At 44.8% G+C, this 19,198-nt stretch carries 17 protein-coding genes; 4 read left to right on the top strand and 13 right to left on the bottom strand.

Annotated elements, in window-relative coordinates; genetic code table 11:
* Positions 1-849: 849 nt before the first annotated feature.
* Positions 850-1,287, bottom strand: coding sequence for a PAS domain-containing protein (locus DUN60_RS19180; RefSeq protein WP_004731659.1), 438 nt, complete (start codon positions 1,285-1,287; stop codon positions 850-852).
* 1 nt (position 1,288) lies between these two features.
* Positions 1,289-2,293 (bottom strand): response regulator, encoded by a 1,005-nt coding sequence (locus DUN60_RS19175; RefSeq protein WP_017074861.1) that lies wholly within the window; start codon positions 2,291-2,293, stop codon positions 1,289-1,291.
* A gap of 102 nt (positions 2,294-2,395) precedes the next feature.
* Between DUN60_RS19175 and DUN60_RS24475 the strand changes: the two genes are divergently transcribed.
* Complete coding sequence (locus tag DUN60_RS24475) at positions 2,396-2,623, top strand: hypothetical protein (protein ID WP_208638375.1); 228 nt, start codon at positions 2,396-2,398, stop codon at positions 2,621-2,623.
* Here DUN60_RS24475 and DUN60_RS19170 read toward each other — a convergent pair.
* A complete protein-coding gene (locus tag DUN60_RS19170; protein ID WP_029223306.1) occupies positions 2,620-2,865 on the bottom strand; it encodes a hypothetical protein in 246 nt (81 codons plus the stop codon). The genes DUN60_RS24475 and DUN60_RS19170 overlap by 4 nt on opposite strands.
* Before the next feature lie 226 nt (positions 2,866-3,091).
* Here DUN60_RS19170 and DUN60_RS19165 point away from each other — a divergent pair, with 226 nt between their 5' ends.
* Positions 3,092-3,529, top strand: coding sequence for a Spy/CpxP family protein refolding chaperone (locus tag DUN60_RS19165; RefSeq protein ID WP_017107831.1), 438 nt, complete (start codon positions 3,092-3,094; stop codon positions 3,527-3,529).
* A gap of 156 nt (positions 3,530-3,685) precedes the next feature.
* Here DUN60_RS19165 and DUN60_RS19160 read toward each other — a convergent pair whose 3' ends face one another.
* Complete coding sequence (locus DUN60_RS19160) at positions 3,686-5,038, bottom strand: MATE family efflux transporter (protein WP_114634955.1); 1,353 nt, start codon at positions 5,036-5,038, stop codon at positions 3,686-3,688.
* Positions 5,039-5,138: 100 nt separating this feature from the next.
* Here DUN60_RS19160 and DUN60_RS19155 point away from each other — a divergent pair, with 100 nt between their 5' ends.
* Positions 5,139-6,113, top strand: coding sequence for a LysR family transcriptional regulator (locus tag DUN60_RS19155; protein ID WP_114634953.1), 975 nt, complete (start codon positions 5,139-5,141; stop codon positions 6,111-6,113).
* A 92-nt stretch (positions 6,114-6,205) separates the two neighbouring features.
* Here DUN60_RS19155 and DUN60_RS19150 read toward each other — a convergent pair whose 3' ends face one another.
* Positions 6,206-7,606 carry an alpha-amylase family protein gene (locus DUN60_RS19150; RefSeq protein WP_114634951.1) on the bottom strand — a complete coding sequence of 467 codons (1,401 nt, stop codon included), beginning with the start codon at positions 7,604-7,606 and terminating at the stop codon, positions 6,206-6,208.
* A 269-nt stretch (positions 7,607-7,875) separates the two neighbouring features.
* Here DUN60_RS19150 and DUN60_RS19145 point away from each other — a divergent pair, with 269 nt between their 5' ends.
* Positions 7,876-8,775, top strand: coding sequence for a DMT family transporter (locus tag DUN60_RS19145; protein WP_114634949.1), 900 nt, complete (start codon positions 7,876-7,878; stop codon positions 8,773-8,775).
* Positions 8,776-8,952: 177 nt separating this feature from the next.
* On the opposite strand, the gene DUN60_RS19140 is transcribed toward DUN60_RS19145, so the two are convergent.
* The 8 genes from DUN60_RS19140 to DUN60_RS19105 all read right to left on the bottom strand — a co-directional run bounded on the left by DUN60_RS19140 (position 8,953) and on the right by DUN60_RS19105 (position 18,982).
* Positions 8,953-9,369 (bottom strand): VOC family protein, encoded by a 417-nt coding sequence (locus DUN60_RS19140; RefSeq protein ID WP_065207063.1) that lies wholly within the window; start codon positions 9,367-9,369, stop codon positions 8,953-8,955.
* A 354-nt stretch (positions 9,370-9,723) separates the two neighbouring features.
* The gene (locus tag DUN60_RS19135) at positions 9,724-10,617 is read right to left on the bottom strand and encodes a DMT family transporter (protein ID WP_065207062.1); all 894 of its coding nucleotides are present in this window, start codon (positions 10,615-10,617) and stop codon (positions 9,724-9,726) included.
* Positions 10,618-10,772: 155 nt separating this feature from the next.
* Positions 10,773-11,537: a Fe(3+) dicitrate ABC transporter ATP-binding protein FecE gene (fecE, locus tag DUN60_RS19130; protein WP_114634946.1), complete on the bottom strand. Its 765-nt coding sequence runs from the start codon at positions 11,535-11,537 to the stop codon at positions 10,773-10,775.
* 2 nt (positions 11,538-11,539) lie between these two features.
* Complete coding sequence (locus DUN60_RS19125) at positions 11,540-12,511, bottom strand: iron chelate uptake ABC transporter family permease subunit (RefSeq protein ID WP_114634944.1); 972 nt, start codon at positions 12,509-12,511, stop codon at positions 11,540-11,542.
* The gene (locus DUN60_RS19120) at positions 12,511-13,545 is read right to left on the bottom strand and encodes a FecCD family ABC transporter permease (RefSeq protein ID WP_114634942.1); all 1,035 of its coding nucleotides are present in this window, start codon (positions 13,543-13,545) and stop codon (positions 12,511-12,513) included. Before DUN60_RS19120 ends, DUN60_RS19125 begins: the two co-directional genes overlap by 1 nt.
* Positions 13,542-14,519 carry a Fe(3+) dicitrate ABC transporter substrate-binding protein gene (locus tag DUN60_RS19115; protein WP_114634940.1) on the bottom strand — a complete coding sequence of 326 codons (978 nt, stop codon included), beginning with the start codon at positions 14,517-14,519 and terminating at the stop codon, positions 13,542-13,544. The genes DUN60_RS19120 and DUN60_RS19115 overlap by 4 nt, the downstream gene beginning before the upstream one ends.
* 87 nt (positions 14,520-14,606) lie before the next feature.
* Positions 14,607-16,739 (bottom strand): TonB-dependent receptor family protein, encoded by a 2,133-nt coding sequence (locus DUN60_RS19110; protein WP_114634938.1) that lies wholly within the window; start codon positions 16,737-16,739, stop codon positions 14,607-14,609.
* Positions 16,740-16,945: 206 nt separating this feature from the next.
* Entirely contained in the window at positions 16,946-18,982 is a 2,037-nt protein-coding gene (locus tag DUN60_RS19105) for a TonB-dependent receptor (protein ID WP_114634936.1), read from the bottom strand.
* Between the last annotated feature and the right edge of the window lie 216 nt (positions 18,983-19,198).

Below are 19,198 nucleotides of genomic sequence, written 5' to 3'. Positions count from 1 at the left end.
ATAAAATTATGTGTCTCTCGCGAAATGCGTAGTAAAACCGTTGGCAGACGAGTTTACTTTTCTTCGGACACAAAAAAACCGGAGCGTTGGCAGACGCTCCGGTTTTCAGCATTATAGGTCGTGATTTAGTAACAGCAAGTCTGATATTTCATTTTTTTTTATGCTATCCTCTCAAAGATTCCATATCCGCTAAAACTTCCCTAGCTACACTTTCCCACTAAATTCTTACTAATTAATAACTTAGCGAACCATTCACGCAAACGCTGTTGGTTTATTGCGCAATCGTTTTCCTCCATTTTTTACGTAATGTCCCCCTCATAAAGCAATAATGTGAAGAAAGTTCCTCGAAATCACATAAAAACCACACTTTTCTCCAACAAAAAAATGCCTTTTTTCTTAAATAAATTCGATTTTTTTCTAATTTTTATCTGTTTTTGACCAAATTGGCCAATCTCGTGACTTTTTTATTTTGTGGTCACTTGGAAAAGTAGAGTGATAACGACTCGATCTAGAGACCAAGATTCACTTGGGTTTGAGAATTCAGACCTCGCACTCCATTAAATGAAGCTTTCAATCTCGAACTTTATAAATCCAATTTCTATTCACCCGTAGCATTGCCGCTCCGAAAGTACGTTTCGTGACTTCCCGGTCGTTCATGTAACCTGGAATATTGAGTAAAGCGCATAGAAAAAGAAGATTGGTTGACGTGAAAAGCTAGGGGAAAGATTAGATATGAAGAATAAAAAGCAAAAAAATGGCTCAGGTAATTAACCTTAGCCATTTTTATTCGCTGATTAGACTGATGCTAATACACACATAGAAAAGTGCTGTTTAGTAAATAGAACAGTGCTAGTTCTTTTGAGAGACTAACGCTTCAGCGGTCGCATCTTGAATCGACAAGAACAATGAGCTGACTTGCCCTGTTGGCGAGCGCATTGGGTTTAGCGTCACGTTCTGATACATAAAGTCGGCTTGTTGGGTTACAGGCCTAACATTACGGCACTTAAACAGATAAGGCCTTTGTTGCCATGTAATGAAGCTACGACAACCGAGATCGTAGACGGGCTTGGTTTTCAGCCTAAACCACTCTTCAGGGATCTCAGGGAACAGTTCAAAGATAGACTTACCAATAGCATCGTGCGATTGCTTACCACTATGGTGCGTCATGAAGCCATTCCAAACTTGTACCTGAAAGTCACGGTTAATGACCACCAGCCCCATATCGACGTTTTGAACCATATCCACCATCCAGTGGAACTGTTCAAATTCAGCAGGAAGATTCAGCATATTAAAACTCCTCCATTAGGTAGGCCAATTTGTTGTCTAGAAGAGGCAGAGATTCGTCAACGAACATAAACAGAAGATCACAACGGATTGAAGTGCCATCAATGTTGTAACTGACTTCAAAGGTCATGGTCTTCTTAAACGAGCCGCTGGTATTCTCAATCACGGAATCAATTGAGATGTGTTGCCCAAGCAGAACCGGAGAACTCTGGAAGAAACGAACCTCAGATTGCTCCCCTAGCCCGTTAAGAAAAGAACCAACTAGGATATTCGATACATCCATCAGCAGTTCTAGTTCTTCAAGCTGTTCGCTTTCGGTTGGCACTTTCATGAGCTTCTTAAGGTCGCTCACGCTGGAATCACTCAGTAATACTAATGCTTCGCCTGCAATGCCTTCTCCGCTGAAGCCTTGGCAAACACCCGACACTTGGTCGTTGTCTGCTAGGTCACGAAGCGCCATGTGCAATTCGCTCACTTCGAAGATGTTGACGTTCGGCAGTGGCAAGTGGACAAATACATTAAAGTGACGAGCCAGTGCATCAGCAGCACGGCCTATCGCTACGTTCGCCACTTCCATATAGATATCGCGTCGGCGCAATATTGGAAGTTCGAGAGCAGTAGGCGTATACAGTTGAGGTTGTTTTGGTGGCTCGACGTGCTCACGTAAAATCGCTTTTAACGCTTCTTTATCGATCGGCTTTTGCAAAAATGCTTTAGCGCCGAGATCCATCACCTTCTGTTGTGCTTTTGGTTGTATGTCACCAGAAACAACGACAACAGGCGTGGTATCACCCAAACGTTGCATCTCTTCCAATGTGCCATAGCCGTCTAATTCCGGCATGGTGAGGTCGAGGAACATCAATTTAAATTGGTTTTGAGCTAACTCTTCAAGTGCATTAAGCCCATGAACAGCAAAAGTTATATCTGCATTTAGAGAACTAGGCAGTGATCGAGCCATCTGCTTCCTTGCTAACGCAGAATCATCACATATAAGAACTGGGAACGACATAAATGCACCACCGACAAATTAAAGCTAATTCGGACGAGTGTAACAGAACATTATGGTATCAGGTACGGGGTGAATGGATTTATGTGTAGATTATTAGTAAGAATGATGAAACAAGCAGGTAAGCTATTATCCGACATTATTCTTCATGAAAAACAATATGCTACAAAGGTAATAACCGTTCGTCATTATAGAGTAATAGCACTTTTTCATGGAACAACAGCGCTAATTTATGAAATGACAGCCTTAATAAGTGAGTTTATTAAGGCTCAATCTCGTCATGAATGTATTGGTTTACCTGCTCTATATAAAAGAGCGAATACAAAGGACTAAAACTGGTATGAAGGCCATAGGATCAGTAATGCGAAACGTATAACCACAGCAAACACCAACAAAGCAATGCCCAAACGATACCATTTGTATTCTGCAATATTCATTGGGATACGTTTGTAGAACATCGTAATCACGCCTTTCCAATCGCTACTGCGTCTTCCGTACTGCATCATGCTCGTCAAAACAAACAGCGCGCCAAGCACTAACATCCCTTTTTCAGCCCAGAACAATCCAACTTCCATTTGTGTATTCCTTGATAAAACGGTGAGCAACTCAAATCATTCTAGTCACCTTTGCGCTCGGTTTCTGTAAGACCAAGGTCTAACCCACTCTCTACTTACTTGAAGGTACTTATCTGAACGAATTTAAGTGAACGTAAATCGCTGAGCACACTTAACTGAACAGCGTGTTCATATCGAGTTCAGCTCCGCCGTCTATACTCTTGTTTCCACTAACAGGAGAAACTCAATGAAATCACTGAAAAAGTCGCTTTGTGTATTAACTGCTTCAGCTTTACTCGTTACCGCTCCGTTTGTGAGTGCTTCAACACCACAACAACCGCCACAGCCAGCGCTTAGCCCACTGCAAATGGTTATTGCTTCTTTGAATCTAACCGAAGAGCAACAAGCGGAAGTGTTCTCTCTTGTACAAGAGTATCAATCCGATAGAACAGAGATTGATATGGATAAAGCCATAGAGCTTAAGAAGAAACAGATCAGCCTTGTGACTCAACCAGATTTTGATGAAGCCGAAATGGAAAAGGTCATCGACACGGTTCAAGCAACAGAGAAGTCGATGGTGATGCAAGAGATGCGTCTTAAGAACAACATCTATAACGTGCTGACTGAAGAGCAGAAAGAGCAATTCAAAACCATGATGAAGTCTGCGCTCTCTGGTGGAAAGTAGTTTGGTAGAAAGCAGTTTGGTAGAAAGTAGCTGCCCCTAATCCTGATATTGATTCTTACCCTCTCCCCCAAAAGAGAAGAATCGGAATAGACAACAAAAAAGCCGCAGTCACCTTAATGACTGCGGCTTTTTGTTGTTCAGTGCGCCATTAGCAAATCACGTATAAGCATGATTCGACAAATCTGGAGATTGGTTGTTCTTTTGAATGACACGCATTAATTGGATAAGCAATAGAATACCCGTTACACCTAAACCGACGCCGATTCCGCCCCAAATCCCTGCAAGCTGGAACTTATGCATCAAATACCAAGCAGCAGGTAGGCCAAATACCCAGTAACCAATAGCTGTCATCACGGTTGGCATTGAAACAATCTTCATGCCTCTCAATAGGTTAATTGCCAGTAACTGCCAAGCATCAACGATGAAGCACAACGCGACTACCCAGATAACAGAAGCCAATAACGAAGTCATCGCGCCAGTGCCGTCGTCTAGCTTAAAGAGAGAAGCGATCATTTCAGGCCATATGATAAACACGGCAGACAGCGCCACGCTCAGCACCGACACCAAAATAAAGCTTAGAATGGATGTTCTTTTGATGCCTTCGTAGTTGCCCGCACCGTAGTCACGTCCAACCAAAATAGCGGCAGCCTGTGAAAAGCCGAAATTGAAGTTCCAAGTGAAACTTAAGCATTGCAAAAGGATTTGGTGCAGAGCTAACGAAGCAATACTGATCGTGCCCGCCATTAAGGTGCCACCGTAGATTAAGCCATGCTCAAGTAAAGCCGCCATTGCAATCGGCAAGCCCATCATCAATAAAGGACTCATCAACTTAATCGAATATTCTTCGGTATGAAGCCATGGTGCGAATTGCTTGAACTCGTCGCGTTTAAACACCCACACCGTATATCCAAGCATCACGATCAACGCAGCAATAGCGGTTCCTAAACCTAGACCCGTTAAGCCCATATCTAACTGGAACGTCAGCAAATAACTCACTGGCACATTCAGAATTACGGTAATAACAGACATCACAAGAATGGATTGCACATTACCGAACGCACTGGTTAGCCCGCGAAGTACTAGCAAGATAAGCGAAGGCAGCATTACCCATTTCAAGGCATGCACGTATTCCATAGCCAAGGTGATCACTTCTGGCGGCTGTTTTGCTGCTTCCAATACCAACGGAGCAAACCAGAAGCTCGCCATTAAGGTTACGCTGAGCACGAATGCCAGCATAGTTGCGCCTTTCACCGCCAACCTAATTTGTGTATTACCAAACTCTGGGCGAGCGACGCGCTGACCATAAGCGATCGCAATCAAGTTCGCGACACACCCTACCGTGCTACTCGCAATAATGAAGATGAAAAAGTAGATAGAGGCGCCTAAGCCACCAGCCGCTAGGGCTGACACACTGATACGCGACATCATCCAAACATCAGTAAGGACTAAAGCCATGGATATCAGTTGTGAAATGATCAAAGGGAATGCAAGAGTGAGTATTTTTTTCATGAGCGCCTCAGTTAATTCCGCCCAAAATACGATCGATGAGGCTGGCGTTCAATTGATAAATTTGCGACTCTAACATTCCATAAACTCATGCGAACGAATTATGACCCCATATCCTAGCTTACCATCCTCACATAATGGCTTAAAAGCTTTCGAAGCGGCTGCAAGGCTGATGAGCTTTACCTTGGCTGCCGATGAACTCAACGTGACACAAAGTGCGATCAGTCGTCAGATCAAACAGCTTGAAGATGAGTTAAACGCATCATTGGTTATTCGTAAGCATCGAGCGATTGAATTAACAGAACAAGGTCATGATTTGTATGTAGCTTTGCGTGATAGCTACGGCAATATCGAATCGGTGATCGCATCTTGGAGTGAGCCAAAACAGAAGCGGATTGTGATCAAAGCGACTCTGAGCTTTGCGACGCGAGTGTTGATCTCTAAGGTTCGAGAATTAAACGAGCGTTACCCCGATTACGAGATCGTGATTGTTCCTGTGATTGAAGAAGATGAAGCGATCAACAGCAGCGAGTATGACTTGTTGATCTTCCACACTCGCTTCAAAAAACGATACGACAATACACCTGATATCACATTCTTGCGTGAGGAGTTCATGGCGCCAGTCTGTTCTACTAGCTTAACGAATTCTGCCAGTTTAACGACGCAAGACACCAACCTCGACTCGATCTTAACCATGCCAAGGCTCCATCCCACCTTAGATCACCATGACTGGAAAGTATGGCTAGCCGATGTCGAGTTCCCGCCGAAAAAGCCCGTCAGAAACACCAGCTTCTTGTCGTTAGATTTAGCGCTCAGTGCATGTTTATCGGGGGAAGGCGTCACGGTGACTGATTTGCTTTTGGTATTACAAGAACTTCAACGAGGATTTTTATACTGTCCTAAAAACGCCAAGATCCAACACAGTGCTTGGACTTACTTTGGCCACCAGCGTACTCATTCGCCGGTAATAAATGACCTGATTGAATGGCTTAGGGAAGAGACAACAAAAGAGATCGAGTTGCTGAAATCATTAGCTCACCAGAATCATTGGTTTGGTGTTATTAGCGATCATCAGTAACGGTAAGCTGTAAGCCCAGATACAACTAAGCCGCAGAACTTGCTGCGGCTTATGCTTTCTACCAGTCGTTTATTGCTTTTATTTAGTGAGCATTAAAGCTTAAACATACGCGCACTGCGTGGTGGTAGATTGAAGGTATGGTAGCGAGAAGAAATGGTTTCTGTCGCGCTGCTTAATACGTCTTTGTATTGAACATTCCAATTGAATTCATGTTGGTAGGTATCAACCGTCACGCCACGGGTTTCACCACACTTGTTAATACCAACAACGCCTTCTTTGCCACGCTTAAACAGCAAAGTACATTGGTCGCTGGAAATCATCGTCATCGATTTACCTTGCATCGCGTTATGGAAGCTCAACATATTCTTCATATTTGAGCTATTCCAAACATTGCCCCAACGACCGTTATCCTTATCTTCAGAATCAGGAAGGTCATCACTGTAGATCAACGGCGTACCGCCATCTTTACCAAGGATGTAAGCGTAAGCAAGCTGCTCGTCTTGTGGATCCATAATTTGATAACGGAAACCGTCATTGGTTGGAATATCATGTGTGATCGCAAAAGTAATTGAGCGATTATCATCCAATACTTGGCCATAGGCTTTAGGATCATGCAGCTGATTCAAGCCACCGCCCATTGAGAATGCCGAGCGAATCGACGCAAACAGCGGGAAATCGTACGCGGAATGATTAGTATTATTCAGGTAAGGTGCCAAGAACGACTCATAGCCGCTGTTCCCTGCTCCACCACTGGTAATAACTTCACCGAACACATGCATGTTCGCAGTAATTTCAGACGTGAATACCTGATCGATTTGGTACTGGCTCATGTGTTTTACCGCATCAATACGGAAACCTTTGATCCCCATATCTTTTAGCGCTTTCAGATATAAACGTTGCTGTGAAACCACCCAGTTATTCGGATCAAGGTCAGGTAAACCTACATCGCCATCGGCACCACACAAACGCCAGTACTGAACGTGACCAGGATCGTTCCAATCTGAAATACAACCTGCGGCATGGAAATCGTTAGCCGAGACAAAACCTTGCGCTAAGTTGCCAAACAGAGTCTGGTCAGCAAAGTAGCTTGAACGGCTCGCATAATCGTTTAGCACTTCTGTGCCAGGGTAATCCAAGTCACTTCGCTTCCAGCTTTCATTCGCCATATGGTTCAACACCACATCGGCATACACATCAACACCCACACCTTTAAGTGCGGCAATCATTGCGGCTAAATCTTGCTTGTTGCCGAGAGGTGAATCAATGGCACGAAGGTCTTGAGGTTGGTAACGCGCCCACCATTGGCTGCCGCTCGATTTCATTGCCGGAGCAACGAGTACTTTCTTGTAACCAGCTTGTGCAATTTGATTAGCGTTGGCCGTTACGTCCGAATACTTCCAATTGAAAGCATGCAAAATAGTGTCAGCATAAGTGGCTGAGCTAAAAGAACAAACGGCAAGTGCGGATATGAGTAGGGTATTGATTGGTTTCATAGAACATATCTCTCATTATAAATTCACAAGAATGATATGAATAAGAAAGACAATTAAAACGACGGATAAATCAGAGTTGAATTAGCGTCACCTTCTGTTGATGGTGATTTTATAAAACTGAGCTATCGCCGATGTTATGCGGGATGAATTTTGAAAAGAACTGAAATGAGAATTAATTGAATCAAGTTGACCGGAACAAGACAAAGACTTTGGTCGGCTCTTCTAAACTACGTTATGATTCCTTTTCCCCTCAACCAATTGATATTTTTATGCCTTCTTTCTCTTTTTCACTGATCCCTGTAGGGGTTCGGTTCATGATCCTTTCCGCTTTTGGATTCGCACTGATGTCAGCTTGTGTGAAATACGTTAGCAATTACGGCATACCTGTATTTGAAATTGTTGCAGCAAGGGCTTTGGTGTCTTTGATCATCAGCTACATCGACGTTAAACGAAAAGGCATTTCTATCTGGGGCAATAACAAACCTCTGTTGTTTGTTCGTGGCGCTGTTGGTACCGCAGCCTTGATGTGTGTTTACTATGCTGTAACCACTCTTCCGTTAGCAGAAGCCACCATTCTACAATACGTGCATCCCGTATTTACTGCGTTACTTGGCGTACTGTTCCTGAAAGAACGCGTCCAAAAGTCGACCATGATCTGCATTGTATTCTGCCTAGCGGGATTATCGGTAATGGTACAGCCAAGCATGAGCAGCAGCGCGAGCAGCGAGTTGCCGCTATTCAGTATTATGCTGGCGTTATGTGGCGCGTTTGGTAGCTCAATTGCTTATGTGATTGTAAGAAAGCTTAGCCAAACTGAAGACAGCTCAGTCATCATCTTTTACTTCCCACTGGTCGCTCTGCCAATATCGACCGCCCTGATCTGGAACGACTTTGTGTGGCCTAGCCTTTTCTTAACCATGATGCTAGTTCTGGTGGGGATTTTCACACAAATAGGCCAATACGGTTTGACCAAAGCAATGCAAACTCAAGCGGCTGGTAAAGCTTCAGCTTACTCATACGTTCAGATCGTATTCTCAGCACTATTAGGTGTTTGGGTGTTCAATGAGATTCCATCGGTTTGGACATATCTAGGTGGTGGGCTGATCGTGACAGGCGCACTAATCAATGTGTTTGGTAAACAGTTATTGGTGCCATTTAAAGCTAAGTAGATAGCCAAATAACAGAGCTGAATACCAGTTAGCCAATCAGCGATTAAATAGATCTAAAAAGGGCATTGCGGATTATTCCACAATGCCCTTTTCTGTAAGTCTTTCCTAGCACCTTTTCTCAGACGTTTTATTTCGAACAAACTCGCTCTAACACACCAACTCGATTAATGAGTTTTATTACGTAGCATTGCGCAGTTTAGGATCATCACTTAGGTATTCTACGAACTCGATTTCAAAACCTGCCGGATCCACAAAGTAGACGTTTTTACGATAAGGTTCTTCGGCTCCGGGTTTGGCTATTGGGAAGCCCGCATCAATAAGGCGTTCAATCACACTCTCAATATTATGGGTCACATAAGCGAAGTGAGCGAGACCAACTGAGTGTCCGGCTAAGTCTCTATTTTCACCCTCACCATGATCACTCATTGCGATATATTGATACTCATCGCCAAAGTGCAGCCAGTTACGTGGCTTACCTGACCACTCCCCTTTCCCCTCATTACGGACATACCAATGAGGGAACGCCGCTTTGTAGAAAGTCAGCATTTCAGGGATGTCTTTGACGACTAAATTTACATGTTCAAGTTGGATCATTCTTCTCTCCTTAAAGTATTCTCATAAGCAACGTTGTACATGCTAATACCTCAAGTTAAGTTGAGGTAAAGGGTTAATTTACGTTTATTTTCAAGAACGTTTTTAGAGTCCAAATTGTTCTATTTTTTGATGCTATACAAACTTTAAGCATGAGAACTTTAATCACCTAAGTTTTAAACAATAGACGTTAAGTTTAGACGACCTACCCCAAACTGACTTCCTGATCATGCGGCTTGTTAAGCTCGTTTCTTAAGTCTTTAATGATTCAAAAACAAAAAGCGAACCACTTAGGTTCGCTTTTCTTTCATCTAGCACGTTTCGTCTTTGCAATACGCGGCGGTTAAGCCGCAGATATTATGACTTGGGCTGATTCACCTCTACATCGAGAGATGCTCTGTTCCCTAGACTAAAGAACTTCTTCCATTTAATCGGCATCATTGGAATAACGATGAGGCTGATACCAACCAGTGTCAGAATGTCGGGGATCTCGTCAAACCACATCACGCCAAACAAGGTTACAAACACTAACCCCGAGTATTCTGCGAGCGCAATTTGGTTTGCTGGAGCCTTTTTATACGCGACCACCACCAATGCATGATAACCAAGAACAAATAGATTGATTGCCATGATCCACCCCACATGACGCCATTCAATCTCGGCCCATGCCGGCAATGCAAACGCCAGTGCAAGTGGCAGAGTCATAACACTAGTCCAAAATAAGGTCGAGATAATGTGTTGTTCGGCGTTCAGACGCTTGATCAAAATATTACCAACACCCATTGCAAGCGCACTACCTAGCCCTGCAATCGCCGCCCAGTGAAATTGCTCTGGACGCAACACAATTAGCACACCCACGAAGCCTATCAGTGTCGCGATCACTTTTGATGATGTCGGCCTTTCTTTCAACAACACAATAGACAGAGGAAGCATCAGGATTGGCCCAACATAGAACATCGCGTTCGCTGTCGCCAAAGTAAGGTGTGTAATGGCAATCATCGCACAACCACTGCCCACTAATATAAATTGAGCCCGTAAAAAATTGATGCGGCAACCGCCTTGCATGCGAGTTTCTTTAGGGAGCTTTAGCCAAAAAGGAAGCAGTAAGATCACGCTCAATAGCTGGCGGATAAACACATACTGAAATGTGGGAACTTCACCATTAAGTATTTTTAGTGAGACATCGGAAAAAGACGCCAATAGGTTTGCAAATACCAAAAGCAAGATGGCGTGGTTGGTGACTTTATTCATACGGAAACAGAGCTACACATTTGTCATACAATTATGGGCAGGCATAATACATGAGAATGGAAAATAAGTAAGAACAAAGTTTCCGGATACTTATTACCAAAAACCAAAGGTATTAAGGAATAAGTATCCATCCTTTCCAGCTGCCTGATAGTCTCCTAAATAGCAACACACATTGGCGTATTTGAAATAGGGTCACGAAACACGCTCGCTTTGAGATCAAACACGTTACTGAGCATAGTTTCGGTCATCACCTCATCAGGCGAGCCTTCTGCTATTACGCATCCCTTTTCCAAAACCACTAAATGGTCGCAGTAACGACTGGCTTGGTTAAGATCATGCAGCACAACAACCACCGTTTTTCCTTTGGCATTCATCTGTTGCATCAGGTTCATTAATTCCACTTGGTGAGACATATCAAGGTATGTGGTCGGTTCATCCAACATCACTACGTCCGTATCTTGTGCAATTACCATCGCGATCCATGCTCTTTGACGCTGCCCACCAGACAGTGACTCAACAGGCTTATCAGCAAACTCAAGCACACCTGTATCTCGCATTGCTTGCTCAACAATCCTTTGATCGTCCTGCCCTAACCTTCCCCAATGAGAGACATAAGGCGAACGGCCATATTCGACCAACTTTCTTACCGTGATCCCCTCAGGACTGACCAAGATTTGCGGAAGAAGTGACAACGAACGAGCGAGCGCTTTATCGCCATAGCTTGATAGCGGTTTGTCTTCAAACAACACCTCTCCATCCACTGGCTTGTTAATTCTGACTAACGTCTTTAACAAGGTAGATTTACCACACCCGTTAGGTCCTATCAATGCGGTAATTTTTCCCTTAGGGATAGAAACCGACAGGTTCGGTATGATCGTTTGTTTGCCGTACGCGACGGAAAGATTCTGCGTTTTAAGCATGGTTACCAACCTCGATAACGATAGAGAAGAAAGATGAAATATGGCGCGCCAATCACAGACGTGAGAGCGCCTGCTGGCAATTCAATAGGTGGTTGTAGACCTCTGGCTAACCCATCAGCGCTGGTAACCAGAATTGCCCCCACCAGTGCAGAAGCTGGGATTAACAACTTATGATTATGCCCAAACAACAAGCGGGCTAAATGAGGTGCTAATAAACCCACAAAACTGATCGTTCCAGCAACAGAAACGCTAACACTGGCAAGCAAAACCGCGGCCAATAGCGCAAGAGCCTGAATCTGTTTTGGCTTAGTACCCAATGTGGTCGCACTTTCCTCGCCAAGCCCCATCACATCTAATCGCCAAGCAAGCCACAATGCCATGGGTAACAACAAGAGCAGTACGCTCCAAATAAAGGGAACTTGCTGCCAGTTTCGTCCCCAAAGGCTGCCAGTTAACCACACCATGGCCGTGTTGATCTCGATCGGATTGGTAACCAGCAAGAAGTCGATACAACTGGCCAGAAACGCACTCACCGCAATACCAATCAGCGCCAACTTGGCGGGTGTTGGCCTTGACCACCATGCCAATGCAGCAATCAGCCCTGCAGCCAATACCCCACCAAACATCGCCACAACAGGAAGCACACTGACAGGTGCATTGGGGAACCAAACTAAACTCGCTGTCGCAGCAAGGCCAGCCCCGGCGCTAATACCCATAAGATCAGGCGATGCTAACGGATTACGTATCACGCCTTGCACCAATACCCCTGAAAGCCCTAACCCTGCGCCCACGCTTATCGCGAGCAACATACGTGGTAGCCGATACTGATGGATAACAAAGTCGTCACTGGAAAACGCGACCAAATGTTCGATGACTTGAGAAACAGAAAGCGAAGCTGCGCCGACAAACAAACCCGCAGATGCCACTAATATGAGAATCCCAGATAACAAAACTATCTTGGTGTGATGGTGCATTAAGATCTCCTCGTCGCAATCAAAATAAAACAAGGTGTCCCGAGCAAAGCAGTAATAACACCAACGGGTGTTTCAGTCGGGAAAGCAATCGCTCGCGACAGCGCATCTGACCAAGACACTAATGCTGCGCCTGCCAATGCTGAAATAGGAATCAGTAAATGGTAATTGTGCCCAACCATAGGTCGAACCAAATGAGGCACTAACAATCCAACAAAACCAATTGGCCCTGCGATAGCGACGCTTGCTCCGGCAAGCAACACGATCGTCAGTCCACTCACGAGGCGGGTTAACCTGATGTTACTGCCCAACCCCACGGCTACCTCTTCGCCAAGTGCCAGTAAGTTGAGATTGCGAGCAAGACTCATTGCCAACACCAAACCAATCACTACAGGCGGCCAAAGCTGTTGCCATTGCCCATCATCCACACTAGACAGTGAACCAGTAAGCCAATGCAAGACGCTATAAGCCATGTCGTCAGCAAGAATCAGCGCCGCTCGTGTCAGTCCAATCAATAACGCTGTAATGGCGATACCCGCGAGAACCAAACGTAACGGATGAGAACGTTCGGAGAAAAAACCACCGAGGAGCATCACGGCACCGCCGCTTAGCAACGCACCAAGAACCGCATTAAGGATAGGGTTTAGCTCGCTAACCACAGGTATACCTATTGCAGCTAACGCCATAAAACAGGCTGCGCCAGCGTTAATGCCAAGAATCGACGGAGACGCCAGTGGATTGCGCGTCAAACCTTGCATCAATAACCCAGCGACGGCCAAGCTCGCACCAATCAATAGCCCTGCGTAAGCTCTTGGCGCTCTTAGCGTCGCCAATATTTGATGAGTCATGTTGCTTTCATCAAACGCGAACCAGTAGTGAATCAAATCACTCAATGTTAAAGAGAAATTAGACCACCCGGTCATAGAGGCCGCGTAACCAGATAGTGCCAAACACGACACGAATGCCGTAAATAACGTGACTCGCCACGACAGTATTGGCCAGAATTTCTTACTTTTAGAGAACAACATCGTACTCATGATGGGTCCAAGATCTGCTCAAGATTTTTCGCCATTTGTTCTGCCGCTAACATGCCTCGATTCAATGACCAAAGCGCTGGTGATACTTCTACCACTTGTTTACGTTTCGCTGATGACAGTACGTTAAATAACGGATTTTTCTGCCAATCATTAATAATATTCGGGTGAGAGTAAGCACCAATCAGCAACCAATCCGGATTGGTTTTTAATAACAACTCAAAGCTGGTTGGCAAATACGCCTTCTCTGTTATTTTCGCAATAGGGCTAGCAATACCTAATGTAGTGAGCACTCCTCCGGCATAAGATGCAGGGCTATGTAACCACATACCTTTGTCCGACACGACAGCAAATTGGACGGTTTGTTTGAGCGAGAAATGACTTTTAAATTCAGCCATGGCGTGCTGATGTTGTTGAATTCGTTGTTCCATTGACGATTGCTTGTCGAGAGCGATGCCAATCTTGAGCGCAGACTCCAAATTTTCTTGATAAGTCTCACCGCGGCTTTTCAACAACAGAGTTGGCGCGATTCGTTGTAGATCTTGGTAAACAGTTCGGTGGCGCTCAGCGTCGGCAATGATCAGATCGGGCTTTAATATCGCAATGGCTTCTAGGCTTGGCTGAGAGCGCATACCAACCGACTCCCATGGTTGAACCAATTCACGCACCGCCGGAATCACTCGAGAAGCATCATTGTCGTCGGCGACACCAACCGGAGAAACACCCACCGCAGCGAGTGCATCTACAAATGAAAACTCCAACACCACAATACGTTGCGGGGTAGTCGCTATCTCAAACTGATCCTGCTCGTCTTGTATGACCCTGGTTTGTGCTGAACTGGAGTATGAGAACAAGCTTAAGATCAGCAAAGCTAAGGTTATTGCTATCCTGCTGAATAAAAACGGCCGATTAAATGACAGCAGTCCGTTCGACAGCTGCAATGGATTCGAAAACAAGATTCGGGAGCTGTTTTCCATATTTAATTTTCCTTAAACGCTAGAACCGTGAAAGCCGCCAAGAGTATTGGCGACTTTTATTCGTTATTACTTTCAATAAATTACGTATTAGAACTGATAATTCAGATCCAAAGTGTAAGAACGTCCTGGTGCTGGATAACGACCAACTGGGCTGGTATCAATACCACGGAAGTAATAGTCCTCATCAAACAAGTTGTTCACCGCAAAGTTCATGCGCAGCTTACTGTTTTCATCCTTGTACAAATCCGAACCTAGGTTGAAGTTCCAGACCATGTAGGCAGGCACTTTACCTGTCGCGCCCGTTGCATCTTCGGCACTTGTATTCGCATTGTCAGAATAAGATTCGCTAAAGTAGTAACCAGATAAAGTCGTATCTACCTTGCTAAAGGCGTAAGTCGCATCCCAACTAAATTGATGTTTAGACGTATAAGGAAGTTGATTACCTTTGTTTACGCCCTCTTCCTCGATCGTTGCATCTAAGTAGTTATAGCCAGCGCCTAAACTCAGAGCTTGCATCGCTTGAGGAATATAACGACCAGAGAGTTCAACACCTTGATGGAGGGTTTTACCAATATTGTCGAAAGTTTCAGTCGCTTTTTGCCATTGAAGCTGATCTTCAAAATCGATTCGGTAAAGCGCTACATTGAAACTGGTTGAATCTTGGTTGTAGCGAGCACCCAACTCATAACTCCATGCCAGTTCACTGCCCTCTTCACCTTTACCACGGATATAAGCAATTTGTGGTGCTCGCAAAGATTTCTGAGCATTGGTATAACCTACCCATTGTTCAGTTAGATGGTACGCCACCGTTAAACCAGGCAACCATTCTGTCACTTTGTTATTTGTCTTTTCTGCCTTACCTAGATCGTAAAATGCCATATCTATTGATTCATAGCGAATACCAGGTGTTACCTTTAATACATCATTAAACAAGCCAATTTCATTGCTGATATAGCCTGCGAAAGCGTCAGTATCTAAATGCCAATCGCGTGGCGTTGTGGTTACTCCACTAGAAATTGATGTTTGAGTGAGCTTGTAATCAATGTCTTCGTTAACATAGCGCGCACCCACAATCACATTTTGCGTCACGGTATTACCGTCAAAATACATCGCGAGTTTCGGCTCTACCCCATACACCTTAAATTCACGTGGTGACGTACGAATATCAGTAGATGGCTGCGACGGATCAGACCACTCCACACCTTTAGTACTGTTGTAACCCCACTGGAAGAAACGCTCAGAACGATGGCCAAAGGTCAGTACTTCTAGCTCTGCACTATCAGCAATATTCAAATCATGTAAGTACTTTAAGCTCCAACGTGTCGATTTACCTTGGTACTCATCATAAGGGCGCTTAGATTGGGTACGGTCATTCTCGTAATCTTCTGGCGATAAAGCGCCCGGCATTTGCGTGTCGGCATCATAACGCTGCACGAAAGCTTGTAGTTCTTGAGTATCACTCAGTAACCACTGCAACTTAGCTTGGAAGTTTTTGACATCGGTGTCTGAATGTTCACGGAAGCTTTCACCTTTTAGAAAATTACCTTCGACTTGAAGCGCAAGCGTATCGGTTAACCAGCCACCCGTGCGCAGGTAAAAATCATTAAGTGGCGTATCGCCACCCTCGAATACAGTAAAGCGATTACTTATTTCCGTTTGCCACTCGTGTGGAATAGGCTTAGTCACCAAGTTAATCACACCACCCACGTTGTTTGGCCCATACTGCACAGCAGCGCCACCACGCACGATATCAATTCGGTCAAGCATCGACAGAGTCGCAGGGAAAATAGATTGTCCGGTATGACCATAAGGCGCAAGAGTCAGTGGCACACCGTCCATTAGAAATTGAGCATGACCACTGCGGCTGGCTTTCAAGCCTCGCACCGAGATGTTAGGCAATACACCCGTACCCGTTTCGTCTTGAACCTTAATGCCCGGTACACTTTGGAAGGCCGAATCAATCGAAAGTGCGCCAGTCTTTTTAATTTGTTCTTTAGTTAGAACGGTACGCGCTCCCGGATACTCTTTCACATCCTCAAGCTCTGAATTACCGATCAAGCTACCTGTCACGACAACCGTTTCCATGGTCGTCGTTTGTGGATCTGACGCGGCAAATGCGCTAATGGAAGTCACTGAAGCGATGGCCATTGCAAGGGTACTTAGACGCAACGTTTGATGTGATTGAGTACAGGGTTTACCATCCAAATTCTGGTAAGGCATGAAAATCTCCTAAGTAGGCAGGTTAGGATCAAAGGCCGTGTTTGCGGTTATATCGGCGCTTTGATCCTATGGGCTAAACGGCCTCAAAATAAGGCCAACTTTTCACTAATTCGTAGTGAACAAAACAATCGTTTTTAGAGTTGAAATAGCTCTTTGAAATGAACTAACTCCTAGAGCTGAATTCGCTCTTAGAACTGAATTAACTTTTAAAACTGATAGCCATAGCTGAGCATAAATTCGGCTGGTGCTCCGTAACCAATCTGATTAGTACCAGACGTGCCGTTGGTTGCACCCAGAATGTATTTCTCATTAAGCACGTTGTAAGCGTTCGCTTGAACTTTGTGACGACCCGTGGTGTACGCTGCCATCAAGTCAACCGTGGTGTAGTCACCCAGCGCTACAGCTTCATCATTACCCGCGTAACGGTCACCTACGTATTTCACGCCACCACCTAAACGCCAGTTATCGTCTAGCTGATAAGTGCTCCAAAGCGAAAACAGGTGATCAGACACATCGTTCGGCTTTTTGCCTGTCTCTTTGTTTTCTGCATCGAGGTAGCTATAACCCACCGAAATATCCCACTGCTCAGTAAATTGACCGCGAGCTTCTAGCTCAATACCTTGGTGGCGAGCTTCGATCTTGTTAACAACGTCTCCGTCTATATTCGTTTCTGGTTGCTCTTGATCAATTTGGAAGACCGCGGCATTAAGCATCAAGGCGTTATCTAGTAAGTAAGCTTTTGCACCCACTTCTTTTAGATCCGTATGGAAGAATTCAGCCAATTTAGGATTGATATAAATACCCGAGTAAGGCAATTGCCATGAGCGAGCTAAGCTTGCGTACACTGACATATCATTGTTGAGACGGTAGACCAAACCACCACGGTAGCTCACTTTGTCATCGTCTAGATTCTCTTTTGCTGAGCCCGCTTTTTGCTGTTCAAGCTCCATCGAGTCGTAACGCACATTGCCGATCACTGAAAGATCACCAAAGGTATAAACATCTTGAATGTAAACGCCAGTGGTCGTTGTGGTGTTGTCGCGGGAAGGTTTAAACCCCGGATCAGGCGTTGGGCCTGCTACAGGGTTATAGATATCTTTCGGAGGTAAGGTTTCATCTCTTGCGAGCATTAGGTCGATATTGATCTGATTATAATCCGCACCGATCATCATTTGGTTCGAATCCGTTTCCCAAACTAGCTCAGATTGAAGAGTCGTCGTGGTACGAGGGTCGTAACCGAGGTTATTTACACTCTGAGATACTCCATTCCCAGTTACCGTCCCTTGGCGTGTACCCTTTTGCTCAAGTTCGATATGGTTGTATGCTGCGCGGTTTGTCCATGCCCATTCGCTATTCAAAAGCCATTCATAATTAACGCCAACACGAATGCTGTCCGACTCTTGATAATCGTTCGTGCCACCGTAAAACGTGCTTTCAGAGACGTCGACAGGCTTACCATTCTTTGATGGAACACCACGATATGGCACCAACTCTTGGTGAGCATATTCGACATCGAGATCAATAATGTGTCCATCAGAAGGCATCACTCGAATTGTTGGCGCAATAAAGAAATCATTAGAGTCGACATGGTCTACATAGGAATCAGACTGTCGACTTTCCACGTTGATACGACCACTGACCTTGTCAGTAAACGCCATCGAACTATCAACTTGACCAACAAACAAATTGTTGCTGCCAACACTGCCATTTACGTTGGTGAAGTTATCACCGTTAGCTCGCTTGGTGACCAAGTTAATGATACCGCCCGCGGAGCCTCGGCCATAAAGTGCGCCCGCAGGGCCTTTTACCACTTCGACACGTTCGACATTCGCTAGGCTTCGGTACGATTGCATAGTCCCGTCATCACGCATACCATCACGGTAGATATCGTTGAGTGCATCAAAACCACGAATCACAAATTGGTCTCGGCTTCCCTCACCCAGGGTATTGTTAACCCCTGCGACACCATCAAGTGCATCCACTAAACGTACCGCGCCACGGTCTTCCATTTCTGTCTTTGTAACAACCGATACCGCTTGTGGCACATCTAACCACTCGACATCCGTTTTGGTTCCTGACTGAGGCATATGCTCTGCATAACCTTCGTATTGATGGCCAATAATTTGCACTGTTTCATCTACTGTGGCTTGTTCTTCCGCCACTGCAGTTGACACACCAGCCACCGCCGCCAAGGCTCCGCCAATTGCCAAAGCAAGAGGGGACAAGGTCAATCTCATGTTCATTTTCTAATTCCGTTTTAGTTTATAAAATAACAATATTGCGAATAAGAACAAATATCATTTATATTTGCAATATATATTTTTTGATCTATATTTGCTTTGCAATATGCAACACTACTAATGACATAAGAATCAATAAAAACAATAAGATAGAAAAATTCTCTTTCTTTTAACCCCGAAAGAGAGCACTTGAAAGCGAGTTGTGAGCAGGCGACAACA

Source organism: Vibrio splendidus, assembly GCF_003345295.1.
Taxonomy (GTDB): Bacteria; Pseudomonadota; Gammaproteobacteria; order Enterobacterales; family Vibrionaceae; genus Vibrio; species Vibrio splendidus_K.
The sequence above is the reverse complement of the archived record's forward strand: the minus strand, read 5'-3'. Positions and strand labels throughout refer to the sequence as shown.

What these genes read in the sequence shown, in the direction of transcription:
- DUN60_RS19180 (WP_004731659.1), bottom strand. Translation starts at nt 1,287, where the DNA reads ATGCTGAATCTTCCTGCTGAATTTGAACAGTTCCACTGGATGGTGGAT.
- DUN60_RS19175 (WP_017074861.1), bottom strand. Translation starts at nt 2,293, where the DNA reads ATGTCGTTCCCAGTTCTTATATGTGATGATTCTGCGTTAGCAAGGAAG.
- DUN60_RS24475 (WP_208638375.1), top strand. Translation starts at nt 2,396, where the DNA reads ATGATGAAACAAGCAGGTAAGCTATTATCCGACATTATTCTTCATGAA.
- DUN60_RS19170 (WP_029223306.1), bottom strand. Translation starts at nt 2,865, where the DNA reads ATGGAAGTTGGATTGTTCTGGGCTGAAAAAGGGATGTTAGTGCTTGGC.
- DUN60_RS19165 (WP_017107831.1), top strand. Translation starts at nt 3,092, where the DNA reads ATGAAATCACTGAAAAAGTCGCTTTGTGTATTAACTGCTTCAGCTTTA.
- DUN60_RS19160 (WP_114634955.1), bottom strand. Translation starts at nt 5,038, where the DNA reads ATGAAAAAAATACTCACTCTTGCATTCCCTTTGATCATTTCACAACTG.
- DUN60_RS19155 (WP_114634953.1), top strand. Translation starts at nt 5,139, where the DNA reads ATGACCCCATATCCTAGCTTACCATCCTCACATAATGGCTTAAAAGCT.
- DUN60_RS19150 (WP_114634951.1), bottom strand. Translation starts at nt 7,606, where the DNA reads ATGAAACCAATCAATACCCTACTCATATCCGCACTTGCCGTTTGTTCT.
- DUN60_RS19145 (WP_114634949.1), top strand. Translation starts at nt 7,876, where the DNA reads ATGCCTTCTTTCTCTTTTTCACTGATCCCTGTAGGGGTTCGGTTCATG.
- DUN60_RS19140 (WP_065207063.1), bottom strand. Translation starts at nt 9,369, where the DNA reads ATGATCCAACTTGAACATGTAAATTTAGTCGTCAAAGACATCCCTGAA.
- DUN60_RS19135 (WP_065207062.1), bottom strand. Translation starts at nt 10,617, where the DNA reads ATGAATAAAGTCACCAACCACGCCATCTTGCTTTTGGTATTTGCAAAC.
- fecE (WP_114634946.1), bottom strand. Translation starts at nt 11,537, where the DNA reads ATGCTTAAAACGCAGAATCTTTCCGTCGCGTACGGCAAACAAACGATC.
- DUN60_RS19125 (WP_114634944.1), bottom strand. Translation starts at nt 12,511, where the DNA reads ATGCACCATCACACCAAGATAGTTTTGTTATCTGGGATTCTCATATTA.
- DUN60_RS19120 (WP_114634942.1), bottom strand. Translation starts at nt 13,545, where the DNA reads ATGAGTACGATGTTGTTCTCTAAAAGTAAGAAATTCTGGCCAATACTG.
- DUN60_RS19115 (WP_114634940.1), bottom strand. Translation starts at nt 14,519, where the DNA reads ATGGAAAACAGCTCCCGAATCTTGTTTTCGAATCCATTGCAGCTGTCG.
- DUN60_RS19110 (WP_114634938.1), bottom strand. Translation starts at nt 16,739, where the DNA reads ATGCCTTACCAGAATTTGGATGGTAAACCCTGTACTCAATCACATCAA.
- DUN60_RS19105 (WP_114634936.1), bottom strand. Translation starts at nt 18,982, where the DNA reads ATGAACATGAGATTGACCTTGTCCCCTCTTGCTTTGGCAATTGGCGGA.